The organism is Nocardia sp. NPDC004340 (genome assembly GCF_053602575.1).
In genome coordinates, this window is record NZ_JBSGDW010000013.1 from 90,762 (window position 1) to 110,253 (window position 19,492).

The following is a 19,492-nucleotide window of genomic DNA, read 5'->3' on the forward strand; positions in this document are numbered from 1 at the left end:
GTATAGGCTCAGCGGCATGAGTTCCCGGCACGCGACCGCCCCGGCCCGACCCGTCGACGACCATCGTCGGCGCATCGAGGACGCCCTGCGGCCCCTGGCCGGTCGGAGCACGGAAACCGTCCCGATGGCCGCGGCGCTGGACCGCCGCCTGGCCGTCGACGTGTACGCGCCCCTGGACCTGCCGGTGTTCCGCAATTCCGCCATGGACGGCTACGCGGTCGCCGCCGAATCGGTGGCGATCGTCCCCGCGACCCTGCCGCTGGCGGGCGTGGTCGCCGCCGGCAACACCGAAAAGCTCACACTGGCCCCGGGCACCGCGGTGAAGGTGATGACCGGCGCGCCCGTGCCGCCCGGCGCGGACTGCGTGGTGCCGGTGGAGCACACCGAATCCGACGGCGTCACCGTGACGATCCGAACCAGCCGCGCCCCCGGCGATTTCGTGCGCGAGCCCGGCACCGACGTGCGCGCCGGACAACTGCTGGCCGCGGCGGGCACCCTGCTGCGGCCCCGGCACATCGCGGCGCTGGCCGCGGTCGGGCTGGGCGAGCTGGAGGTGACGCGGCGGGTGCGGGCAGCCGTCCTCACCACCGGCGACGAACTGCGGCCCGCCGGGTCGGCCCTGCTGCCGGGCCAGATCTTCAACTCCAACGGCATCGCGCTGGCCGCGGCCCTGTCCGACAACGGCGTCGAGGTGGTGTCGGTCGCGCACTCCACCGACGAGCACGCCGAGTTCCGGCGGCGGCTGGCCGAGGCGGTGGCCCAGGCCGATGTGGTGTTCACCTCCGGCGGCGTCTCCATGGGCGACTTCGAGGTCGTCAAGGAGGTGCTGGCGGCCCAGGGCGGCGAATTCGGCCCGGTGGCACTGCAACCCGGCGGCCCGCAGGGATTGAGCACGGTCGACGGCGTCCCGGTGCTGAGCTTCCCGGGCAACCCGGTGAGCACCATGGTGTCGTTCGAGGTGTTCGCCCGCCCGATCCTGCGCGAACTCGCGGGCCTGCCCGCGCTGCCGATCACCGAACTGCCGCTGCTGGACGCGGTCCGCTCCCCCGCCGGGAAACGGCAGTTCCTGCGCGGCAAGCTGACCGAGAACGGGGTGACGCTGGTGTCGGGGCAGGGTTCGCATCTGATCGCGGCCATGGCGCACGCCGACGTGCTGATCGACGTCCCGGCCGCCGTCACCGAGCTGCCCGCGGGCGCGATCGTCGAGGTCCGGCCGCTGTGAACACCCTGTCTGCGCTGTGCCAAGGTGGTGCCCATGAGTGAGTTGTCGCATGTCGACCGTGAAGGTCGCGCCCGCATGGTCGACGTGAGCGCGAAGGCCGACACCGCGCGCATCGCGGTCGCGGCGGGCGAACTGCACACCACCGCCGAGGTGATCAAACTGGTCCGGGCCGACGACATGCCCAAGGCCGACGTGCTCAGCACCGCCCGCATCGCCGGGATCAACGGGGCCAAGAAGACCTCGGAACTGATCCCGCTGTGCCATCAGCTGGCGCTGTCGTCGGTGAACGTGAGCTTCGGGTTCACCGACACCATCATCACCATCGAGGCCACCGCGAAGACCAAGGGGCCCACCGGGGTCGAGATGGAAGCGCTGACCGCGGTCGCGGTCGCGGGGCTCACGCTGCACGACATGGTGAAGGCGGTGGACCCGGCGGCCACCCTCAACGGCGTGCGGCTGGTCACCAAAGAGGGTGGCAAACACGGACATTGGGTGCGGCCCGAGGCCGAGCAGCACGCCGGGCACCATCACGAGAAGCACACGGCGCACGAGAAGGCCGCCGCCGCAACGGCTCCGCTCGCGGGTGCGGGCCGCTCGGCCGCCGTCGTGGTCGCCTCGACCGGCGTCGCCGCCGGCACCCGCACCGACACCACCGGCCCCGTCCTCACCGAATGGCTTGCCGCGCAGGGTTTCTCGGTGCGCGGACCGCTGGTCTTCGCGGACTCCGACATCACGTACGGCCTCGAGGACGCCCTGTCCCGGGAACCGGACCTGATCGTCACGACCGGCGGCACGGGGGCTTCCCCCACCGACGCCACCCCGGAAGCCACCCTCTCCCTGCTGGATCGGGAGCTGCCGGGCGTCGCCGAGGCCATCCGCCAGGCCGGGACCGCGAAGTTCCCGCTCGCGGCGCTGAGCCGGGGCGTGGCCGGACTGGCCGGGCGCACCGTGATCGTCAATCTGCCCGGTTCGCCGGGCGGGGTGAAGGACGGCATCGCCGTGCTGACACCGCTGCTCGAACATCTGCTGGCCCAGGTGGCCGGAGGAGGCAACCATGAGTGAGCTGCTGGCCCGGATCAGCGATCAGGACCTGGATCCGGCCGAGGTCGAGAAGGCCGTGGACGGGCCGCATCACGGGGCGGTCGTCGTGTTCACCGGCAAGGTGCGCGATCACGATGGCGGGCAATCGGTTTCGGCGCTGGAGTACTCGGCGCACCCGCAGGCCGAGCAGTTCCTGCGCAAGGTGTGCGAGGAGGTGGCCGCGTCCTCCGGGCTGCCGGTCGCCGCGGTGCACCGGGTCGGGGACCTGACCATCGGGGATCTGGCCATCGCCGTCGCCGTCGCGGCCCCCCACCGCGCCGAAGCCTTCACCACCTGCGCCGAACTGGTCGACCGCATCAAGCACGAGGTCCCGATCTGGAAGCGTCAGATGTTCGCCGACGGGCTCTCCGAATGGGTCAACGCCTGCGGTTAGGCGACTCTCGGGCTCTCCGGGGCTTCCCCTGACACCCCTTCCACCAGCGCACCTCGCACGGCGGTCCGAGCCAGATCGCCCAGCCGCGTGTGGTTGAACAGCAGGTTCAGGGTGAAGGCGGTCGCGGCGGCCAGGCTGATGCCGCTGTTGAGCAGGATCTGGGCCGAGGACGGGAATTTCTCGAACATGCCCTTGGTCAGCACCGGCACCAAGCCGACGCCGATCGAGACGGCGACGATGGTCAGATTCACGCGGTCGGTGAGGTCGGCGCGGCGCAGCGTGTCCACGCCGATCACCGCGATGGTGGCGAACAGCACCAGGCCGACGCCGCCGACCACCGGCTGCGGGACGGTCGCGACCAGGGCGCCGAAGCGCGGCACCAGGCCCAGGACGATCAGGATCGCGCCGCTGACCGCCGTCACGTAGCGGCTGTACACGCGGGTGGTGGCGACCGCGCCGACATTCTGGTTGAAGACGGTGTCCACGAACGAGTTCAGGACCCCGGCCAGCACCGCGGACAGGCCGTCGCCGACCAGGCCGCGCGCCACATCGGCTCGGGTCAAGGGTTTTCCGGTGATCTCGCCGAGGGCGAGCATGCTCGCGGTGGACTCGGCGAACACGACCGCCAGCACGATGGTCATGGCCACCACCGCGGTCACCGGGAACTGCGGCGCCCCGAAGTGGAAGGGCTGCGGCGCACCCAGCCAAGCCGCACGGGACACGCCCTCCAGCTCGACCAGCCCCATCGGGATCGCGATCACGATGCCGACGATGAGGGCGATCAGCACGCCCAGCTGCGACCACACGCCCCGCCCGAGCACGGTGCACACCAGCGCGACCACCAGAACCGCTGCCGCCAAGGCGATCCGGGACGGCGCGGCGAAGCTCGCGGCCTTCGGGTCGCTGCCGACGATCAGGCCGCCCGCCACCCCGATCAGCGAGATGCCGACCACGGTCAGCACCGTGCCGCTCACCAGCGGCGGGAAGAATCGCACGATCGACGCGAACGGCCAGGCCAGGGCGATGCCGAGGAGGCCGCCCAGCAGCATGGACCCGTACAGCGCCTGCAGCCCGTAGTCCTTGGCGATCAGGATCATCGGGCTCATGGCCACGAAGGTGGCGCCCGTGACGATGGGCAGCCGCGCGCCCGCCAGCTTGCCCGGTCCGAGGCTCTGCACCACGGTGATGATGCCCGCGACCAGCAGGTCGGCGCTGATCAGCAGCGCGACGGTGGAGTGGTCGAGCTTGGCTGCCGCGCCGAAAACCAAAGGCACCGTGACGCATCCGGTGTACATGATCAGCACGTGCTGCAAGCCGAACACCAGCAGGCGATGCCAGGGCAGCCGCGTGTCCACGGGATGCGGTGATGTCATGGGTGGCCCTGCCTTCCGTCGGGGTGGGTTGCTGGTCAGGCTAGGCAGATCGCCCGGTGCGGGCCTTTGTCCGATGAGCCAAACGTGGCGGTCACGATGTGCGGTGATTTGTCCGTGGAACCAGCGTGTGCGGCGGCCGTCGTCGGTCACAGTGGGGCACAGTGATCAGTGACCACGGGAGGCGACCATGAGCGAAGCCGACGGCCGGATCGTGCTCGGCCCGCACCAGTACGGGAAGGCCGAGAACCGGGTGGTGCGGATCTACCGCGACACGCCACGCCACGAGATCCGGGACCTGAACGTGTCCTCGTGTCTGCGCGGCGCGTTCGACGAGGCGCACACCGTGGGTGATCAGGGCGCGGTGCTGCCGACGGACTCGCAGAAGCAGACCATCTACACCTACGCCAAGAGTCACGGCGACGGCGGCATCGAGGACTACGGGCTGGCGCTGGCCCGTCATTTCACCGGCGAGATCGAGCCGGTCACCTCGGCCCGGATCGAGATCGAAGAGTATGCGTGGCAACGGGTTCCGGTCGGCGGCAGCGGCCACGACCACACCTGGACGCGGGTCGGCCCCGAGGTGCGCACCGCCGCGATCACCGTGCGCGGCCGCGGCACGGACCGGCGCGAATGGGTGATCGGCGGCGTCAAGGACCTGGTGATCCTCAAATCCACGGGCTCGGAGTTCGCGGGGTTCCTGACCGACCCGTTCACCGTCCTGGAACCCGCCTCCGACCGCATCCTCGCCACCAGCCTCGACGCCCGCTGGCGCTTCGCCACCCCGCCCGCCGACTGGGACGCCGCCTACCACGGCATCCGGGCCGCGCTGATCGAAACCTTCGCCACCCTGCACTCGAAGGCCTTGCAGCAGACCCTGTACGAGATGGGCCGCGCCGCCCTGGCGGCCTACCCGTGCCTGGCCGAGATCCGCTTCTCCGCGCCCAACAAGCACCACTTCGCCTACGACACCGGCCGTTTCGGCGTCCCCAACAACGGCGAGGTGTTCCACGCCGACGACCGCCCCTACGGCCTGATCCAGGCCAGTGTCCTGCGCGAGGGCGCACCGGACCCCGGAATCGCCTGGGACCCCTACACCGGCGCGGTCTGACCCGACAACGTCCGCACCGCCAGGTATAGATCGAGCCGATCCTCGATCCGCCCGAGATCCCGCCCGGTCAACTCCTCGATCCGCCCGATCCGATAGCGAACGGTATTGAGGTGCACATGCATTCGCTCCGCGGCCTGCCGCCACGACCCGTCGCAGCCGAGGAACACCTCGAGGGTCCCCACCAGCCCCGCCCCGTGCACCCGGTCGTACTCCAGCACCGGCCCCAACACACGTTCCGCGAACCGCCGCTGTAATCCACCGGGCACGGCGGTGAACAGCCCGACGGCCGAATCGATATCGGCGACACGGACACTGACCGGCCCGGCATCCTCCCGCGCCGCCGTGGACGCGGCCGCCGCCGCGCTGATCGTCCCCGCCAGCGGTTCCTCCGGCTGCCGCGCGCTCACCCCGACCGCGAGCCGGATCCCGCCGAGCGCCGGTGCGATTCGACCGAGTCGGCGATTCACCACGCCCGCCGTCGCGGCCTGGGTCCCCGCGGTCACGCCGACCAGCCTGCCCTCCCCGTCGATCGTGGTGACGATATCCGGCAGGGCATCGTGCAGGGCGGTGCGAACGGCCCCCAGCGCGGCGGCACCGTCGGGCAGACCCGGACCACCGTGCGGGGTGCCGGTGGTGAGGTGGACCTCGCAGACGATCGCCGCTTCCGTGAGTCCGGGCCGGTCGGGGAACGGGGCCGGGAAGCGGTCGGCCAGTTCCCAGTTCAGGTGCCGGCGGTCGGCGCGGCGCTGGCGGTAGAGCTCGGCCACCGCTGCGAGGTCCGCGCCGTAGGGGTCGAGTTCGGGGGCCGAGGGGCGGATCGCCAGGTACCAGGCGGTGATTCGATCGCCGGCGCCGACCTGGAGGACGCGCAGGGCTCCGGCGGTGACGGCGGGGAGGCGCGGGGCGGTCAGGGCGGTGGCGAGGATGCGGTCGATCTCGGGGTCGGTCAGGGGCTCGGTGCCCGCGATGACGGTGCCGGTGGCGGTCAGGAGCCAGGCGGAGACCTGTTGTTCGGCGGCGAAATCGGCGAGCAGGGTGTCGATCTCGGCTCCGGCGGCGACGGCGGTGAGCAGGCGGCGCTGGCGGTCGGCGCGGGATTGGACTCGGCGCCAGCGCACTTCGGCGGCCTGTTCGGCGAGGTATTCGATGATGCGGCTGAACGGCACGCTCTGCGGGGCCGACAGCAGCGGCAGGCCGTGGTCTCGGCAGGCCGCCACCACGTCGTCGGGGACGTGCCCGTGCAGGGCCTGCCCGGCCACCACGCCCGCCGCGCCGGATCCGGCGAGCAGGCCGACGTAGCGGTCGGAGTCGGCGGCCTGCTGCCGCCACACCAGGCCGGTGCAGACCAACGCGCCCGGGGTGACGAAGGGCCGGGGGTCGGGCATGTCGGTGGCGCAGACTCGAGCGACCGTCCGGTCCAGGTCCCCCGCGTCCCCGTGGAGCAGCCGCATACGCAGTTGCGGCGCATCGAGGATGTCGCGTACTCGCACAGCGCACCTCCCGTGGTCGGTCCGAATTGTCCGTCACGGTAGAAGCCGGTTGTTGCCACCCCGTTTCCGAGGAATCACACCTCGGTAGGGTGGTCGCCGTGAGTCGGCGCATACCAGTCCTGATCGTGGCCGGGTTCCTCGGTGCCGGCAAGACGACGCTGCTCAACCGGCTGTTGCGGACCCGCAACGCGCGGATCGGGGTAGTGGTCAACGACTTCGGCGCGGTGAACATCGACGCCATGCTGGTGGCCGGGCAGGTCGACGCCATGGTGTCGCTGGGCAACGGGTGCGTGTGCTGCGCGGTCGACGTCAGCGAACTGGACGAGCTGTTCGACCGGCTGGCGCATCCCAAGCAGAAGATCGACGTCATCGTGGTGGAGGCCAGCGGGCTGGCCGAACCGCGCAACCTGATCCGCATGGTCGTGAACAGCGACAATCCGCGGATCCGCTACGGCGGGCTGGTCGAGGTCGTCGACGCCGAGCACTTCCCCGCCAGCCGCGATCAGCATCCCGAACTCACCACGCACCTGCGGATGGCGGATCTGGTGGTGCTGAACAAGTCCGATCGGGTCGAGGCGGCCGCGCTGGAGCGGCTGCGCGCCGAGATCACCGAGGTGGTCGGGCAGGTGCCGGTGTATCCGACCAGCCACGGGCGCATCGACCCCGGCCTGCTGTTCGACCTGCCCACCCACGTGCCCCGCGCCTCGCGTATCGGCGAACAGCTCAGCTTCGACGAACTACTGCACGGCGACGACACGCCCGGCGCGGACGATCCGGGTCACGGCGACCACTGCCACGACGGCTGCTCGCACGACCACCGGCATCTGCACGACGGCTACGACAGCGTCTCCTTCACCTCCGACACCGACCTCAACCCACGCGAACTCATTGCGCTGCTGGAGGATCCGCCGTCAGGCCTGTTCCGCGCCAAAGGCGTGCTCGCGTTCGCCGTCCCCGACGATCCGCGAAAGTTCGTGCTGCACATGGTCGGCCGTCACATCACCCTCGAGCCCACCGCCTGGGCCCGCCACGAGCCCCGGGTCAGCAATCTGGTCCTGATCGGCGCCGGCCTCGACGCCGACGCCGTCACCGACCGGCTGCGCGGCGCCGTCCACGCCGCCGCCGATCCCCTCGACGACCACGCCCTGCTCCCGGTCTGGCGCTACGTCGCCGATGACCAGGCGCTTGTCGGCGAGGGCTGATTCGGCCTCGAGTTCGGCGCGCAGCTCGGCCACCTCGGCGGCCAGCTCGTCGCGCATCGACTCGCGTTCGGCCAGCGCCGCCCGCATGGTCTCGACACTGTCGTTCATGGCCGCGAGCCGCTGATCGGCGCCCTTGAGCAGCCACTGCACCACGTCCCGCCGCCCGACCGCGGCGCTCGCGGCGCGCACCCAGTCGACCGCGAACTCCACCCACTCCTGCGGCCTGGGCGCGTCCTTGGGATCGTCCCACCCCTTGCGCTGGGCCGCCTTGGTGGACAGCACCAGCTCCGCCTTCTTACCGCGTCCCGGCGAGTTCATCTCCGCCAGGGACAGCTTGCCCGCGCTGGTCACCACCGCGGTGAACCGGTACTTGCCCGCGAGGTGCATGCGCAGTTCGGCGGTGCCGCGGCCGTCGGAGTCCATGGCCCCCAGCCACGGCCCGTCCGCCGCCTCGATGATGGCCGCCAGAATCTCCAACTGCCCGACACCGCGGCGCAACCGCGCGGCGGCGGTCCGCAACGCGCCCGGCGTGGCCGTCATCTGATCCCAATGCATGCCCCGAACATATCCCCACCGCGGGACGCCGCCGTGATTGACTGGCCGAGTGAACGAGTTCCCGGCAGTGGCCTCGTGGCGGCATCGCGGTGCGCGGACCGGATTCGAGGTCGCGTTCTTCGCCGAGGACGAACGCGGGCTGCTGATCCGCGGCACCACCACCGCCACCGAGGACGGCGCGTCCTGGATCATCGATTACGTTGTGCTGCTGGACGCCTCGTGGGTGACCCGGTCGGCCCGGATCACCGGGCGCGGCGCGCACGGCGTCCGGGTGGTGGAACTGGAGGCCGACGGGTTCGGCCGGTGGACCGTCGACGGCACGCCCGCACCGCACCTGAACGGCTGCCTGGATCTGGACCTGGAGTCCTCGGCCATGACCAATGCCTTTCCGGTGCACCGGCTGCGACCGCTCGGCGATCACCCGGTCTCCGTGCCCGCGGCGTACGTCCGGGCCGCGGACCTGTCGGTGGCGCGCCTGGAGCAGACCTACTGCCGCGTCGGCGCGCGGCACGTCGCCTACACCGCACCCGACCTGGACTTCGCCTGCCGGTTGACCTACGACGCGGACGGCCTGATCTCGGACTATCCGGGTATCGGGGCGCGGGTTGAGTAACCGGGCTCGGTAACTTCGCGCAGAAACAAGCGAGGAGGCTCGTTTTCGCCGCGGAGACGCGACGGTGCCCTAGCCTGGCGGCGTGCGAGTTGTGGTGGCGAATCGTGGTGAGGTCGCGGTCCGAGTGGTGCGGACGGCGCGGGAACTCGGATACCCGACGGAGGTGCTGCACACCGCCGAGGACGGCGCGAGTCTCGCGGTGCGACTCGCCGACCGGGCGCTGGTGCTGCCGGGCACCGGCGCGGCCGGATACCTGGACATCGACTCGGTGGTGCGCGCGGCCGCGGCCTGCGGGCCCGGCGCGCTGGTCCACCCCGGATACGGGTTCCTCAGCGAGAGCGCCGAATTCGCTGCCGCCTGCGCCGCGGCCGGCCTCACCTTCGTCGGCCCCTCCCCCGAGGTGCTGCGAATCTTCGGGGACAAGGTCGCGGCCCGCGCGGCCGCCGAAGGCGCCGGACTGACCGTGCTCCCCGCCACCCGGGCGGGAGCCGAGTCCGCCGAGATCGCGGCCCTGCTGGCCGGCCACCCCGACGGCATCATGGTGAAGGCCGCGGCGGGCGGCGGTGGACGCGGCATGCGCCCCGTCACCGACCCGTCCCGCCTGGCCGAGACCATCGACCGCTGCCGGGCGGAGGCGCGCGCCGGATTCGGCGACGACCGGGTGTACGCCGAGGCGCTCGTCACCCGCGCCCGCCACATCGAGGTGCAGGTGGTCGCGGACGGGATCGCGGCCACCACACTGGGCGACCGTGATTGCAGCGTCCAGCGGCACCGCCAGAAGCTGATCGAGATCGCACCGGCCCCGGATCTGCCCGGGGCGCTGCGCGATCGGCTGCACCGGGACGCGATCCGCATCGCCGAGGCGGTGGGGTGCCGTGGCGTCATCACCGTCGAATTCCTGGTCGAGCCCGGCGCGAGCGAGGGCGACGCGAAAGTGTGGTTCCTCGAGGTGAATCCGCGCCTCCAGGTCGAGCACACCGTGACCGAGGCCGTCACCGGCGTGGATCTGGTCGCCCTGCAACTGGATCTGGCGCAGGGCCGGACCCTGGCCGAACTCGAGCTGCCCAAGAACGAGCCCCGCGGCTACGCCGTACAGGCGCGCGTCAACGCCGAACTGCTCGCGGCGGACGGATCGGTGCTGCCCAGCACCGGCGTGATCAGCCGCTTCGACGCCCCGACCGGCCTCGGCGTCCGTGTGGACACCGCCGCCCAGGTCGGAATGCGCCACAGCGTGCACTTCGACTCACTTCTCGCGAAGATCATCGCCCACGCCCCGACCCACCCGGCCGCCCTGCGCCGCTGCGCGGACGCGCTCGCGGAGACCGCGATCGGCGGCGTCGACACCAACCTCCACCTGCTGCGCGCCGTGCTCGCCGAGCTGCACGACCTGAGCACACCGATCGACGCGGACAGCGGCGTGGGTGTCACCACGGAGTGGTTCGAGCGGCGACTCGACGACTTGCGCTCGCGCGCCGAGACTTTCGAGGATGCGATCACCGCTGGATCGGTGGACGCCGCCGAGAACGGCGCGGCGCACGGCTCGGCTGATCGCGCTGCCGCCGCCGGGTTCGAGCCGGCCGACGGTGAGCAGGCGTTGCGGTCGCCGATGGGTGCGACCGTGGTGTCGCTGGCCGAGCCGGGCGCGGTCCTGGCCGCCGGGGCCGAGGTCGCGGTGCTGGAGGCCATGAAGATGCAGCACGTGTTGCGGGCGACCGAGCCGCTGCGGGTGTTGCGGCACGCTGTCGCGGCCGGCGAGGTGGTGGATCCGCATGCGGTGCTGGTGACGTGGGTGGCGGCGGATCACGACGGTCCGGCCGCGGAATCGACCGTGGTGGATCTGGATTCGATCCGGGCCGACCTGGCCGAGGTGCTGGATCGCCACCAGACCACCTTGGATGCCCGGCGGGAGACCGCCGTCGCGAAGCGGCATCGGCTGGGGCGGCGCACGGCGCGGGAGAACATCACCGATCTGGTCGACGCGGACAGCTTCGTCGAGTACGGGGCGCTGGCGGTGGCCGCGCAGCGCAGTCGGCGCGGGCTCGAGGATCTGATCGCCAATACCCCCGCCGACGGCTTGATCGCGGGCGTCGCCACGATCAATGCCGACCGGTTCGGCCACGATCGCGCCCGCGCCCTGGTCATGTCCTACGACTACACCGTGCTCGCGGGCACCCAGGGCATGCGCAATCACGTCAAGACCGACCGCATGCTGGAACTGGCTCGGGAGCAACGGCTTCCGGTGGTGTTCTTCACCGAGGGCGGCGGCGGGCGGCCCGGCGACACCGACCACGGCGGCATCTCGGGGCTGGACGTCACCACGTTCCGGGCCATGGGCGCGCTGTCGGGGCAGGTGCCGCTGATCGGCATCGTGTCGGGGCGCTGCTTCGCGGGCAATGCCGCGCTGCTGGGCATGTGCGATGTCGTGATCGCCACGCCCGACGCCAATATCGGCATGGGCGGCCCGGCCATGATCGAGGGCGGCGGGCTGGGCGTGTACGCGCCCGAGGACATCGGGCCGGTGGAGGTGCAGCGGCGCAATGGCGTGGTGCACGTGGTGGCCGCCGACGAGGCCGAGGCGGTGGATGTCGCCCGCCGCTACCTCTCGTATTTCCAGGGCGCGCAGGCCGAGTGGGAGGCCCCGGACCCACGGCCGGCCCGGCACGTGGTGCCGGAGAACCGGCTGCGCGCCTTCGATATTCGCGCCGCCATCGCCTCGGTGGTGGACGTCGGCTCGGTGCTGGAACTGCGCCGGGACTGGGGCGTGGGCATCGTGACCGCCCTGGTCCGGGTGGAGGGCCGCCCGTTCGGGCTCATCGCCAATGACTGCCACCACCTGGGCGGGGCCATCGACGCCCCGGCCGCCGACAAGCTCTCGGCGTTCCTGCGACTGTGCGGCGCGCACGGCCTGCCCATCGTCTCGCTGTGCGACACACCGGGTTTCATGGTCGGCCCCGAGGCGGAGGAGCACGCCACCGTCACCAAGTTCAGCCGCCTGTTCATCGACGCCGCCGCATTGGACGTCCCGTTCGGCACCGTGATCCTGCGCAAGGGTTACGGGCTGGGCGCGCAGGCCATGGCGGCGGGCTCGTTCCGTGCGCCGCGCTTCGTGATCGCCTGGCCCACCGGCGAGATCGGCGGGATGGGCCTGGAGGGCGCGGTCCGGCTGGGCTTCGCCAAGGAACTGGCCGCCATCGAGGACCCGGACCAGCGGCAGGCCGCGTTCGACGCCCTGGTCAACGCCGCCTACGACGCGGGCAAGGCCCTCACCGCCGCAACGGTTCTCGAACTCGACGATGTCATCGACCCCGCCGACACCCGGCGGTGGCTGCGGACATTGCGCTGAGCACCCGCGCTTACGCGGCTCCCCCGCGCCAGCGCCGCAGGCAGGCGTACCCGACCGAGAGCGCGGCGACGCCACCGAGCGACTGGCCCGCGCTGACATAGCGCGGACGGCGGAGCCGGAACCTGGTGCGCCGCGCCTCGCGCGCCCGCAGGCGTTCCTCGGTGAGGTCGGCGTAGCGGCCCGGCAGGAAGGTGTCGAAGTACTCGGACACGAAATTGTCGGTGCGCCGCACGGGCAGTCGCATATCGCCCATCAGATCGTCGATGTGGTGGGAGAGGTAGGGCCCGACGTAATAGCCTTCCGACCGCGCGGGCATGACCTCGGCCAGCCAAGCGCCGACCCGGTCGATCTCACGGTGCATCTCGGCGGCGGGCGGCAGCTCCAGCTCGCCGAGGAAGTGCTGGGACAGCCAGTGCGCGGAGACCTCCGCGGTGAGCTGGCAGGCGGTGGAGGACCCGTACCCGATGAACCCGAGGCGCGGATGCTCCGGCGGCAGGATGTGCCGGTACAGCAGGAATCGACCGTCGGAGAGGACGTCGGTGCGTAGCTCGCGGTCCAGGAACGGCAGCGACTGCCGCCAGCCGGTGGCGAACACCACCAGGTCCGCGGTCAGCCGTTCCCCGGTGTCGAGGGTGAGTTCGGTTTCGCCGGCGCAGCGCGCGATGTGGCCGCGCCGCAATCGGATCCGGCCCCGCCGGGCCTCCCGGTAGAACTCCTCGCTGACGCCGCCGTGTTCGATGCCGCCGGGCAGCGGCGGCTCGGGCACCATGATCCGCGGCATCCGCAGCGCGAGTCGCATCAGGAGTTTCAGGTACCGCCAGACCAGCTCGGTCAGCGGTCTGCCCGGGCCGTGCAGCAGCCCCTCCACCCGGTTGAGCCGGTGGTAGCGGAAGAACGACTCGGAGAATCGATTGAGGTACAGCTGATCCGACGGCTGTCCGCCGATGAACCGCGGCAGCATCGGATAGGGCTTGCGGAACACCAGGGTGCAGTCGCGGGCTCGTTCGGCGGCCCAGGCGGCGCAGTCGAGCGCGGATTTGCCCGCGCCCACGACCACCACGCGGCGGCCCGCGAACGCGGTGGGTTCCAGAGCCTGACTGGAGTGGGCGATCACACCGCGAAAGAGGTTGCTGTCCTGAATATCTGGAATGTTCGGTTCGGAGAAGGTTCCGGCGCACACCACCACGAAATCGAACGCCAGCGTCTCGACCCCGTCGGGCCCGACCACCTCGACCTCGAATCCCTTGCCCGCCTCGGATACCCGGATGACTTCCGTGCCCAGGCGTAGGTATCGGTACAGGCCGAAGCGTTCCACGTACGAGGCCAGGTAGTCGCGCACCTGCCCGGCGGTGGGGAATACATCGGCCGATTCCGGGTAGGGATGGTCGGAGTACGCGTAGGTGGCCCGGGAGTTGTTGGTGCGCAACCCCGGATAGGTGCGCGACTCGATCCACACCCCGCCCGCGGCGGTCTCCTTGTCGAAGACGACGACCTCGAAGCCGTCGTCGCGCAACACCTTCGCCGTCACCAAGCCCGCGATACCGGCCCCGATGACCCCGACCCGTACGTCACCCGCACTCGTCACGTCCGCGTATCCCCTCTGGAACGAACAGGCACAGCCGCGCCACAGGCTACGGCAGCCTGCGGCGCGGCGGACCCTCGTCAGAGCGACTCGCCATGTTCTTGACGAGTTGGGCGTGTCGCGACTTCTCGCCGAAATCGCTTATACCGGATGAACTTACGAGACCGGGAGCTCCGGGATCCGGGTGGCCCGGGCGTACACGGTCTCGCCCTCGGCCAGGTGCAGCGCCTCCGCGTCACCACGGGTGACCTGCGCGGTGAACAGATCACCGGTGGCCGCGTTGCGCAGCTCCACACGCACCTCGAAGCCCAGCCGGACCACGCGCTCCACCGTCGCGCGGGTGACGCCGGAGGAATCCGCGGTGCCCTCGTGCGCGGCCAGCGCCATGCTCGGGTCCCGGCCGACGCGAATGTCGTGCGGCCGCACCATATGCCCGTTCAACTTGGCCACCGCGCCCAGGAACGACATGACGAACTCGTTGGCGGGCCGGTCGTACACGTCCTCGGGGCTGCCGACCTGCTCAATGCGGCCCTTGTTCATGACCGCGATCCGGTCGGCCACGTCCAGGGCCTCCTCCTGGTCATGGGTGACCAGGACGGTGGTGACGTGCACCTCCTCGTGCAGCCGGCGCAGCCAGGTGCGCAGGTCCGCACGGACTTTCGCGTCGAGCGCGCCGAACGGCTCGTCCAGCAGCAGCACCTGCGGGTCCACCGCGAGCGCGCGGGCCAGGGCCATGCGCTGACGCTGACCACCGGACAGCTGCGCCGGATACCGGTGCTGGAAGCCGTCCAGACCGACGATCTCGAGCAGCTCGTCGACCTTCTTCTTGATCTCGCCCTTGGGCCGCTTGCGGATCTTGAGCCCGAAGGCCACATTGTCACGCACGGTCATGTGCTTGAACGCCGCGTAATGCTGGAACACGAAGCCGATGTCGCGCTTCTGCGGCTGCACATTGGTGACGTCCCGCCCGGCGATGGTGACGATGCCCTGGTCGAGGGTCTCCAGTCCCGCGATCGAGCGCAACAGCGTGGACTTGCCCGAACCGGACGGGCCCAGCAGCGCGGTCAGCTCGCCCGAGGGGATGTCGAGGCTGACGTCGTCGAGAGCGGCGAACGTGCCGTAGCGCTTGTTCGCGTTGGTCACGGTGATCATTTGGCAGTGCCCCGCTTGCGTTCTAGGAGGGTCATGAGCAGAAGGACAACGAGGGCGATGCCCATGAGCAGGGTCGCCGCGCAGTACGCGCCGAAGGTGTTGTGATCGTTCACGTAGCGCCCGTTCACCAGCAGGGTGAGGGTCTGTGACTTTCCGGGCAGGCCGGTGGACACCATGATCACCGCGCCGAACTCGCCGAGCGCGCGGGCCACGGTGAGCACGATGCCGTAGGTCAGGCCCCAGCGGATCGCCGGAAGGGTGATGCGCCAGAACGTCTGCCAGCCCGACGCGCCCAGGGTGGCGGCCGCCTGCTCCTGATCATCGCCGATCTCGTGCAGCACCGGCTCCACCTCGCGCACCACGAACGGCAGCGTCACGAAGATGGTGGCGATGACCATGCCCGGCAGATTGAAGATGATCTTCAGACCGTGGCTGTCCAGCCCGCCGAACCAGCCGTGGGCGCCCCACAGCAGGATCAGCGAGACACCCACCACCACCGGCGACGTCGCCATCGGCAGATCCACCACGCCCTGCAGCAGATTGCGGCCGGGGAATCGGCCACGCACCAGGGCGAGCGCCACGATCACACCGAAGATCACATTCACCGGCACCGTGATCGCCACGATCTGCATGGTGAGGTTGAACGCCGAGACCGCCGCGGGCGTGGAGATCGAGTCGAAGAACGCGCCGATGCCGCGCTCGAAGGTGCGCATCAGGATGATGCCCAGCGGCACCAGCAGCAGCACGAAGATGTACGCCAGCGCCACCGTGCGCAACGAGATCCGCGTCCAGAAACCGAGTTTCATCTACGACTCCTGTTCCCGGCGCGCCAGGCGCTCGGAGGTGACCCGCAGCGCGAACAGCGTGGCCAGCGAGATCGCCAGCAGCACCACCGAGACCGCGGCGGCGTTCACCGGCCGGTCCACCTCGATCTGCTGCTGGATGTACTGCGAGGCCATCTGGGTCTTCTTCGGAATGCCGCCGCCGATCAGCACCACCGAGCCGTACTCGCCGATCGCGCGGGCGAAGGCCAGGCCCGAACCGCTCACGATGGCCGGGGCCAGCGTCGGCAGGATGATGGTGCGGAAGGTGGTCCAGTTGTCCGCGCCCAGCGACGCGGCCGCCTGCTCCACGTCCTTGTCCGCCTCGATCAGCACCGGCTGCACCGCGCGCACCACGAACGGCAGCGTCACGAAGGCCAGCGCCACCACCAGACCGGGCTGGGTGGCATTGAGGTGGATGTCGAACGGCGACTGCGGGCCGTACAGGGCCAGCAGCACGATGCTGGCCACGATGGTGGGCAGTGCGAACGGCAGGTCGATGAGGGCGTTCACGAACCCCTTGCCCGGGAATTCGTCGCGCACCAGCACCCAGGCGATCAGGGTGCCCATCACCACGTTGATCAACGTGACGATGACGGACACCAGGACCGTCACCTTCAGCGCGTCCAGGGCCGCGGGCGCGGTCACCGCGTCCCAGAAACCGGACCAGCCGTTCTCCAGGGACTTGGCGGTCAGCGCCGCCAGCGGCAGCAGCACGATGATGCTGAGCCACAGCACCGAGGTGCCGATGCCGAGCGGGCCCACCGACCCGGTCACCCGGAACCAGGACCGGATCCGGCCCCTACCCGCCGTCGGGCGGGGTTTGTCGTCTACCGAAACGCCGGGACCGCTCTCGGTCCCGGCGTTCGAGCTGCTGTCACTCACAGTGTCGAGTATCGCTTGTGTCGCAGGTCACCCGGCTACTTGGTGGCCTTGTCGTAGATCTGGGCCACCGAGCCGCTGTTCGGAGTGAACAGCTCCTTGTCCACGGTCTTCCAGCCGCCGAGGTCGTCGATGGTGTACAGCTTCTGCGGGGTCGGGAAGGTCTTGGCGTTGTCCGAACGCACCTGCGGGTCGACCGGACGGAAGCCCGCCTCGGCGAAGGCCTGCTGCGCGTCCTTGGTGTAGAGGAAGTCGCGGAAGGCGATGGCGTTCTTCAGGTTCTTGGAGTTCTTCAGCACCGCGACCGGGTTGTCGATCCGGAAGGTGGTGTCGGGCACGACGTGCTCGATCGGGTCACCCTTGGTCTCGGAGAAGATGGCCTCGTTCTCGTAGCTGAGCAGCACGTCGCCGGTGCCCTGCAGGAAGGTGTCGGTGGCCTCGCGACCCGACTTGGGCTGCACGTGCACGTGGCCCAGCAGCTGGGTCAGGTAGTCCAGACCGGCCTGGGCGTTCTTGCCGCCCTCGCTCTTGGCGGCGTAGGGGGCCAGCAGGTTCCACTTGGCCGCGCCCGAGCTGAACGGGTTGGGGGTCACCACCTCGATGCCCGGCTTGAGCAGGTCGTCCCAGTTCTTGATGCCCTTGGGGTTGCCCTTGCGGACCGCGATCACCACGACCGAACCGAACGGGACGCCCTTGTTGGCGTCGGCGTTCCAGCCCGCGTCCACCTGGCCGGAATCCACCAGGCGGGTGATGTCGGGCTCGACCGAGAAGCTCACCACGTCGGCCTCGGCGCCGTCCTTCACCTTGCGGGACTGGTCGCCCGAGGGACCGTAGGAGGCCTGGAACTGGGTGCCCTTGCCGGCGTCGGTCTTGTTGTAGACCGGGATCACCTTGTCGTAGGCGGCCTTCGCGACCGAGTACGCGAACAGGTTGATGTTGCCGCCGCCGCCGGCCGCCGCACCCTCGTCCTTGGTGTCGGCCGCGCCGCCGCTGCAGGCGGTGAGCACGGTGGCCGCGACCGCGGTGAGCGCGACGGCGAAGGTAGATCGGCGAGAGAGACGAATATTGCGGGACATCGGCGTGGACCTTTCGGGCTACCCGCCGGAGGGACCTCGACCGGCGGGAATGAACGTTTGCCGTAGACCCGTCACGGGGAAGGAATACGCGACGGTGGCGCTCCGGCCCTAAGGCCGCCGGGGGGACGAACACGAACTGCGAAAAATGCGCGCGCCAAGTCTACTCAGACGTGCAGCAGTGCCCGATCGGCGATCAGCGACAGTGAATGTCAGCGACCGCGAGGCAACCCACAGCGATCAACGCCAATTCATGGCGGACCTGGGGAACAACGCTCGACAGCACGGGGCGACTTTAGCAGAGGTGCACGTCAGGCCGCTAATCTCCGGCGGTTTGAAATCGTCTCGAGCACAACCCTGGTCGAGCACGGCAGACTGTATCGAGACTGCGACTTTCCAACGGGGGACATTCCATGACGACAGCGCCCGCACGTATCCGCCGGGACTTCCCGGGCATCTCCACTCGCGCCTGGGAGCATCCGGCCGACCGCACCGCGCTGGTCGGCCTCCGGCAGCTGAGTGGCTTCGACACGCTGCTGCGCACCCTCTCGGGTCTGCTGCAGGAGCGGCAGCACCGGCTCATGTACCTGGCGACCGCGGTGCGGGTCGACGAGCGGCAGTTCAAGAACCTCCACCAGCTGCGCGCGGACGCGGTCAAGATCCTCGACGCGCAGCGCACCCCGGAGATGTTCGTGCTGCAGCAGCCCGAGGTCAATGCCTTCACCATCGGCATGGACCGGCCGTTCATCGTGGTGACCACCGGCCTGCTGGATCTGCTCGACCACGAGGAGCTGCGATTCGTGGTCGGCCATGAGCTCGGGCACGCGCTGTCCGGGCACGCGGTCTACCGGACCATGCTCATGCACCTCATGCGGATCGCCGACGGCATCGGCTGGATGCCGGTGGGCGGCTGGGCGGTTCGGGCCATCGTGGCCGCGCTGATGGAGTGGAGCCGCAAGTCCGAGCTGTCCGGCGACCGAGCCGGGCTGCTGGTCGGGCAGGACGTGGAGGCGTCGGTGCGGGTGCACATGAAGCTCGCGGGCGGCTCCCGGGTGGACGAGATGAGCCACGCGGCGTTCCTCACCCAGGCCGACGACTACGACCGCGCGGGCGACCTGCGCGACGGCGTGCTCAAACTGCTGAACCTGGAACTGGCCAGCCACCCGTTCTCGGTGCTGCGGGCCGCGGAGCTGCGGCGCTCGATCGCCAGCGGTGAGTACAACCGGGTGCTGGACGGGCAGTACCCGCGCCGGGAGCAGGACAAGGACGCGCGGATCAGCGAGGAGATCAAGCACGCGGCGCGGTCGTACAAGGAGAGCTTCGACCAGTCGGAGGACCCGCTGATCCGCACCGTGCGCAATCTGGGCCGCGATGTCGGGGCCACGGTCAGCACGGTGGGACAGGAAGTCGGCGAGACGCTGTCGAAGCTCGGCAAGCGGCTCCGCGGCGACAGCGACGAATGAGATGAGAAAGGGGTCCGGGGCCCTCGGCCCCGGGCCCCAGCTCTCGCGCGGGGGTGGCCGCGGGGGCGACAAGGCGCCCGCGCCCACCCGCGGGGGGGAGGGGGGGGGGAGGATACACACCGCGGTGGCGGGGTGGGCA

16 protein-coding genes are annotated in these 19,492 nt (G+C 70.4%); 8 read left to right on the plus strand and 8 right to left on the minus strand.

The window, feature by feature from the left end:
• Positions 1-16: 16 nt before the first annotated feature.
• The 3 genes from ACWEOI_RS32275 to ACWEOI_RS32285 are packed head-to-tail and all read left to right on the plus strand — an operon-like array spanning position 17 to position 2,696.
• Complete coding sequence (locus ACWEOI_RS32275; protein WP_433671815.1) at positions 17-1,222, plus strand: molybdopterin-binding protein; 1,206 nt, start codon at positions 17-19, stop codon at positions 1,220-1,222.
• A gap of 33 nt (positions 1,223-1,255) precedes the next feature.
• Positions 1,256-2,284: a bifunctional molybdenum cofactor biosynthesis protein MoaC/MoaB gene (gene moaCB / locus ACWEOI_RS32280; protein WP_452362036.1), complete on the plus strand. Its 1,029-nt coding sequence runs from the start codon at positions 1,256-1,258 to the stop codon at positions 2,282-2,284.
• A complete protein-coding gene (locus ACWEOI_RS32285) occupies positions 2,277-2,696 on the plus strand; it encodes a molybdenum cofactor biosynthesis protein MoaE (RefSeq protein WP_379101454.1) in 420 nt (139 codons plus the stop codon). The genes moaCB and ACWEOI_RS32285 overlap by 8 nt, the downstream gene beginning before the upstream one ends.
• Here the strand turns inward: ACWEOI_RS32285 and ACWEOI_RS32290 are convergent.
• Positions 2,693-4,069 (minus strand): solute carrier family 23 protein, encoded by a 1,377-nt coding sequence (locus ACWEOI_RS32290; protein ID WP_433671813.1) that lies wholly within the window; start codon positions 4,067-4,069, stop codon positions 2,693-2,695. The two genes, ACWEOI_RS32285 and ACWEOI_RS32290, sit on opposite strands and share 4 nt — an antisense overlap.
• Before the next feature lie 187 nt (positions 4,070-4,256).
• Here ACWEOI_RS32290 and pucL point away from each other — a divergent pair, with 187 nt between their 5' ends.
• The gene (gene pucL / locus ACWEOI_RS32295) at positions 4,257-5,177 is read left to right on the plus strand and encodes a factor-independent urate hydroxylase (protein ID WP_452362037.1); all 921 of its coding nucleotides are present in this window, start codon (positions 4,257-4,259) and stop codon (positions 5,175-5,177) included.
• Here pucL and ACWEOI_RS32300 read toward each other — a convergent pair.
• A complete protein-coding gene (locus tag ACWEOI_RS32300; protein WP_452362038.1) occupies positions 5,159-6,667 on the minus strand; it encodes a PucR family transcriptional regulator in 1,509 nt (502 codons plus the stop codon). The two genes, pucL and ACWEOI_RS32300, sit on opposite strands and share 19 nt — an antisense overlap.
• 98 nt (positions 6,668-6,765) lie before the next feature.
• On the opposite strand from ACWEOI_RS32300, the gene ACWEOI_RS32305 reads away from it, so the two are divergent.
• The 3 genes from ACWEOI_RS32305 to ACWEOI_RS32315 all read left to right on the plus strand — a co-directional run bounded on the left by ACWEOI_RS32305 (position 6,766) and on the right by ACWEOI_RS32315 (position 12,380).
• Positions 6,766-7,869 (plus strand): CobW family GTP-binding protein, encoded by a 1,104-nt coding sequence (locus ACWEOI_RS32305; protein WP_452362039.1) that lies wholly within the window; start codon positions 6,766-6,768, stop codon positions 7,867-7,869.
• A gap of 604 nt (positions 7,870-8,473) precedes the next feature.
• Complete coding sequence (locus ACWEOI_RS32310; protein WP_433671809.1) at positions 8,474-9,037, plus strand: putative glycolipid-binding domain-containing protein; 564 nt, start codon at positions 8,474-8,476, stop codon at positions 9,035-9,037.
• 82 nt (positions 9,038-9,119) lie between these two features.
• Positions 9,120-12,380: a carboxyl transferase domain-containing protein gene (locus tag ACWEOI_RS32315; protein ID WP_452362040.1), complete on the plus strand. Its 3,261-nt coding sequence runs from the start codon at positions 9,120-9,122 to the stop codon at positions 12,378-12,380.
• Between the two features lie 10 nt (positions 12,381-12,390).
• Here the strand turns inward: ACWEOI_RS32315 and ACWEOI_RS32320 are convergent, their stop codons facing one another.
• From ACWEOI_RS32320 to ACWEOI_RS32345, 6 genes are all read right to left on the minus strand, one after another.
• The gene (locus tag ACWEOI_RS32320; RefSeq protein WP_452362041.1) at positions 12,391-13,965 is read right to left on the minus strand and encodes a flavin-containing monooxygenase; all 1,575 of its coding nucleotides are present in this window, start codon (positions 13,963-13,965) and stop codon (positions 12,391-12,393) included.
• A gap of 153 nt (positions 13,966-14,118) precedes the next feature.
• Positions 14,119-15,114 (minus strand): sulfate/molybdate ABC transporter ATP-binding protein, encoded by a 996-nt coding sequence (locus ACWEOI_RS32325; RefSeq protein WP_452362042.1) that lies wholly within the window; start codon positions 15,112-15,114, stop codon positions 14,119-14,121.
• The gene (cysW, locus tag ACWEOI_RS32330) at positions 15,111-15,920 is read right to left on the minus strand and encodes a sulfate ABC transporter permease subunit CysW (RefSeq protein ID WP_357096380.1); all 810 of its coding nucleotides are present in this window, start codon (positions 15,918-15,920) and stop codon (positions 15,111-15,113) included. The genes ACWEOI_RS32325 and cysW overlap by 4 nt, the downstream gene beginning before the upstream one ends.
• Positions 15,921-16,820 (minus strand): sulfate ABC transporter permease subunit CysT, encoded by a 900-nt coding sequence (gene cysT, locus ACWEOI_RS32335; RefSeq protein ID WP_433671805.1) that lies wholly within the window; start codon positions 16,818-16,820, stop codon positions 15,921-15,923. It lies immediately after the preceding gene.
• A gap of 35 nt (positions 16,821-16,855) precedes the next feature.
• Entirely contained in the window at positions 16,856-17,893 is a 1,038-nt protein-coding gene (locus tag ACWEOI_RS32340; protein WP_452362043.1) for a sulfate ABC transporter substrate-binding protein, read from the minus strand.
• A 193-nt stretch (positions 17,894-18,086) separates the two neighbouring features.
• Positions 18,087-18,176, minus strand: coding sequence for an Ms4533A family Cys-rich leader peptide (locus ACWEOI_RS32345; protein WP_357096386.1), 90 nt, complete (start codon positions 18,174-18,176; stop codon positions 18,087-18,089).
• Between the two features lie 127 nt (positions 18,177-18,303).
• On the opposite strand from ACWEOI_RS32345, the gene ACWEOI_RS32350 reads away from it, so the two are divergent.
• Positions 18,304-19,353 (plus strand): M48 family metallopeptidase, encoded by a 1,050-nt coding sequence (locus ACWEOI_RS32350; RefSeq protein ID WP_452362044.1) that lies wholly within the window; start codon positions 18,304-18,306, stop codon positions 19,351-19,353.
• The last annotated feature ends 139 nt before the right edge of the window (positions 19,354-19,492 follow it).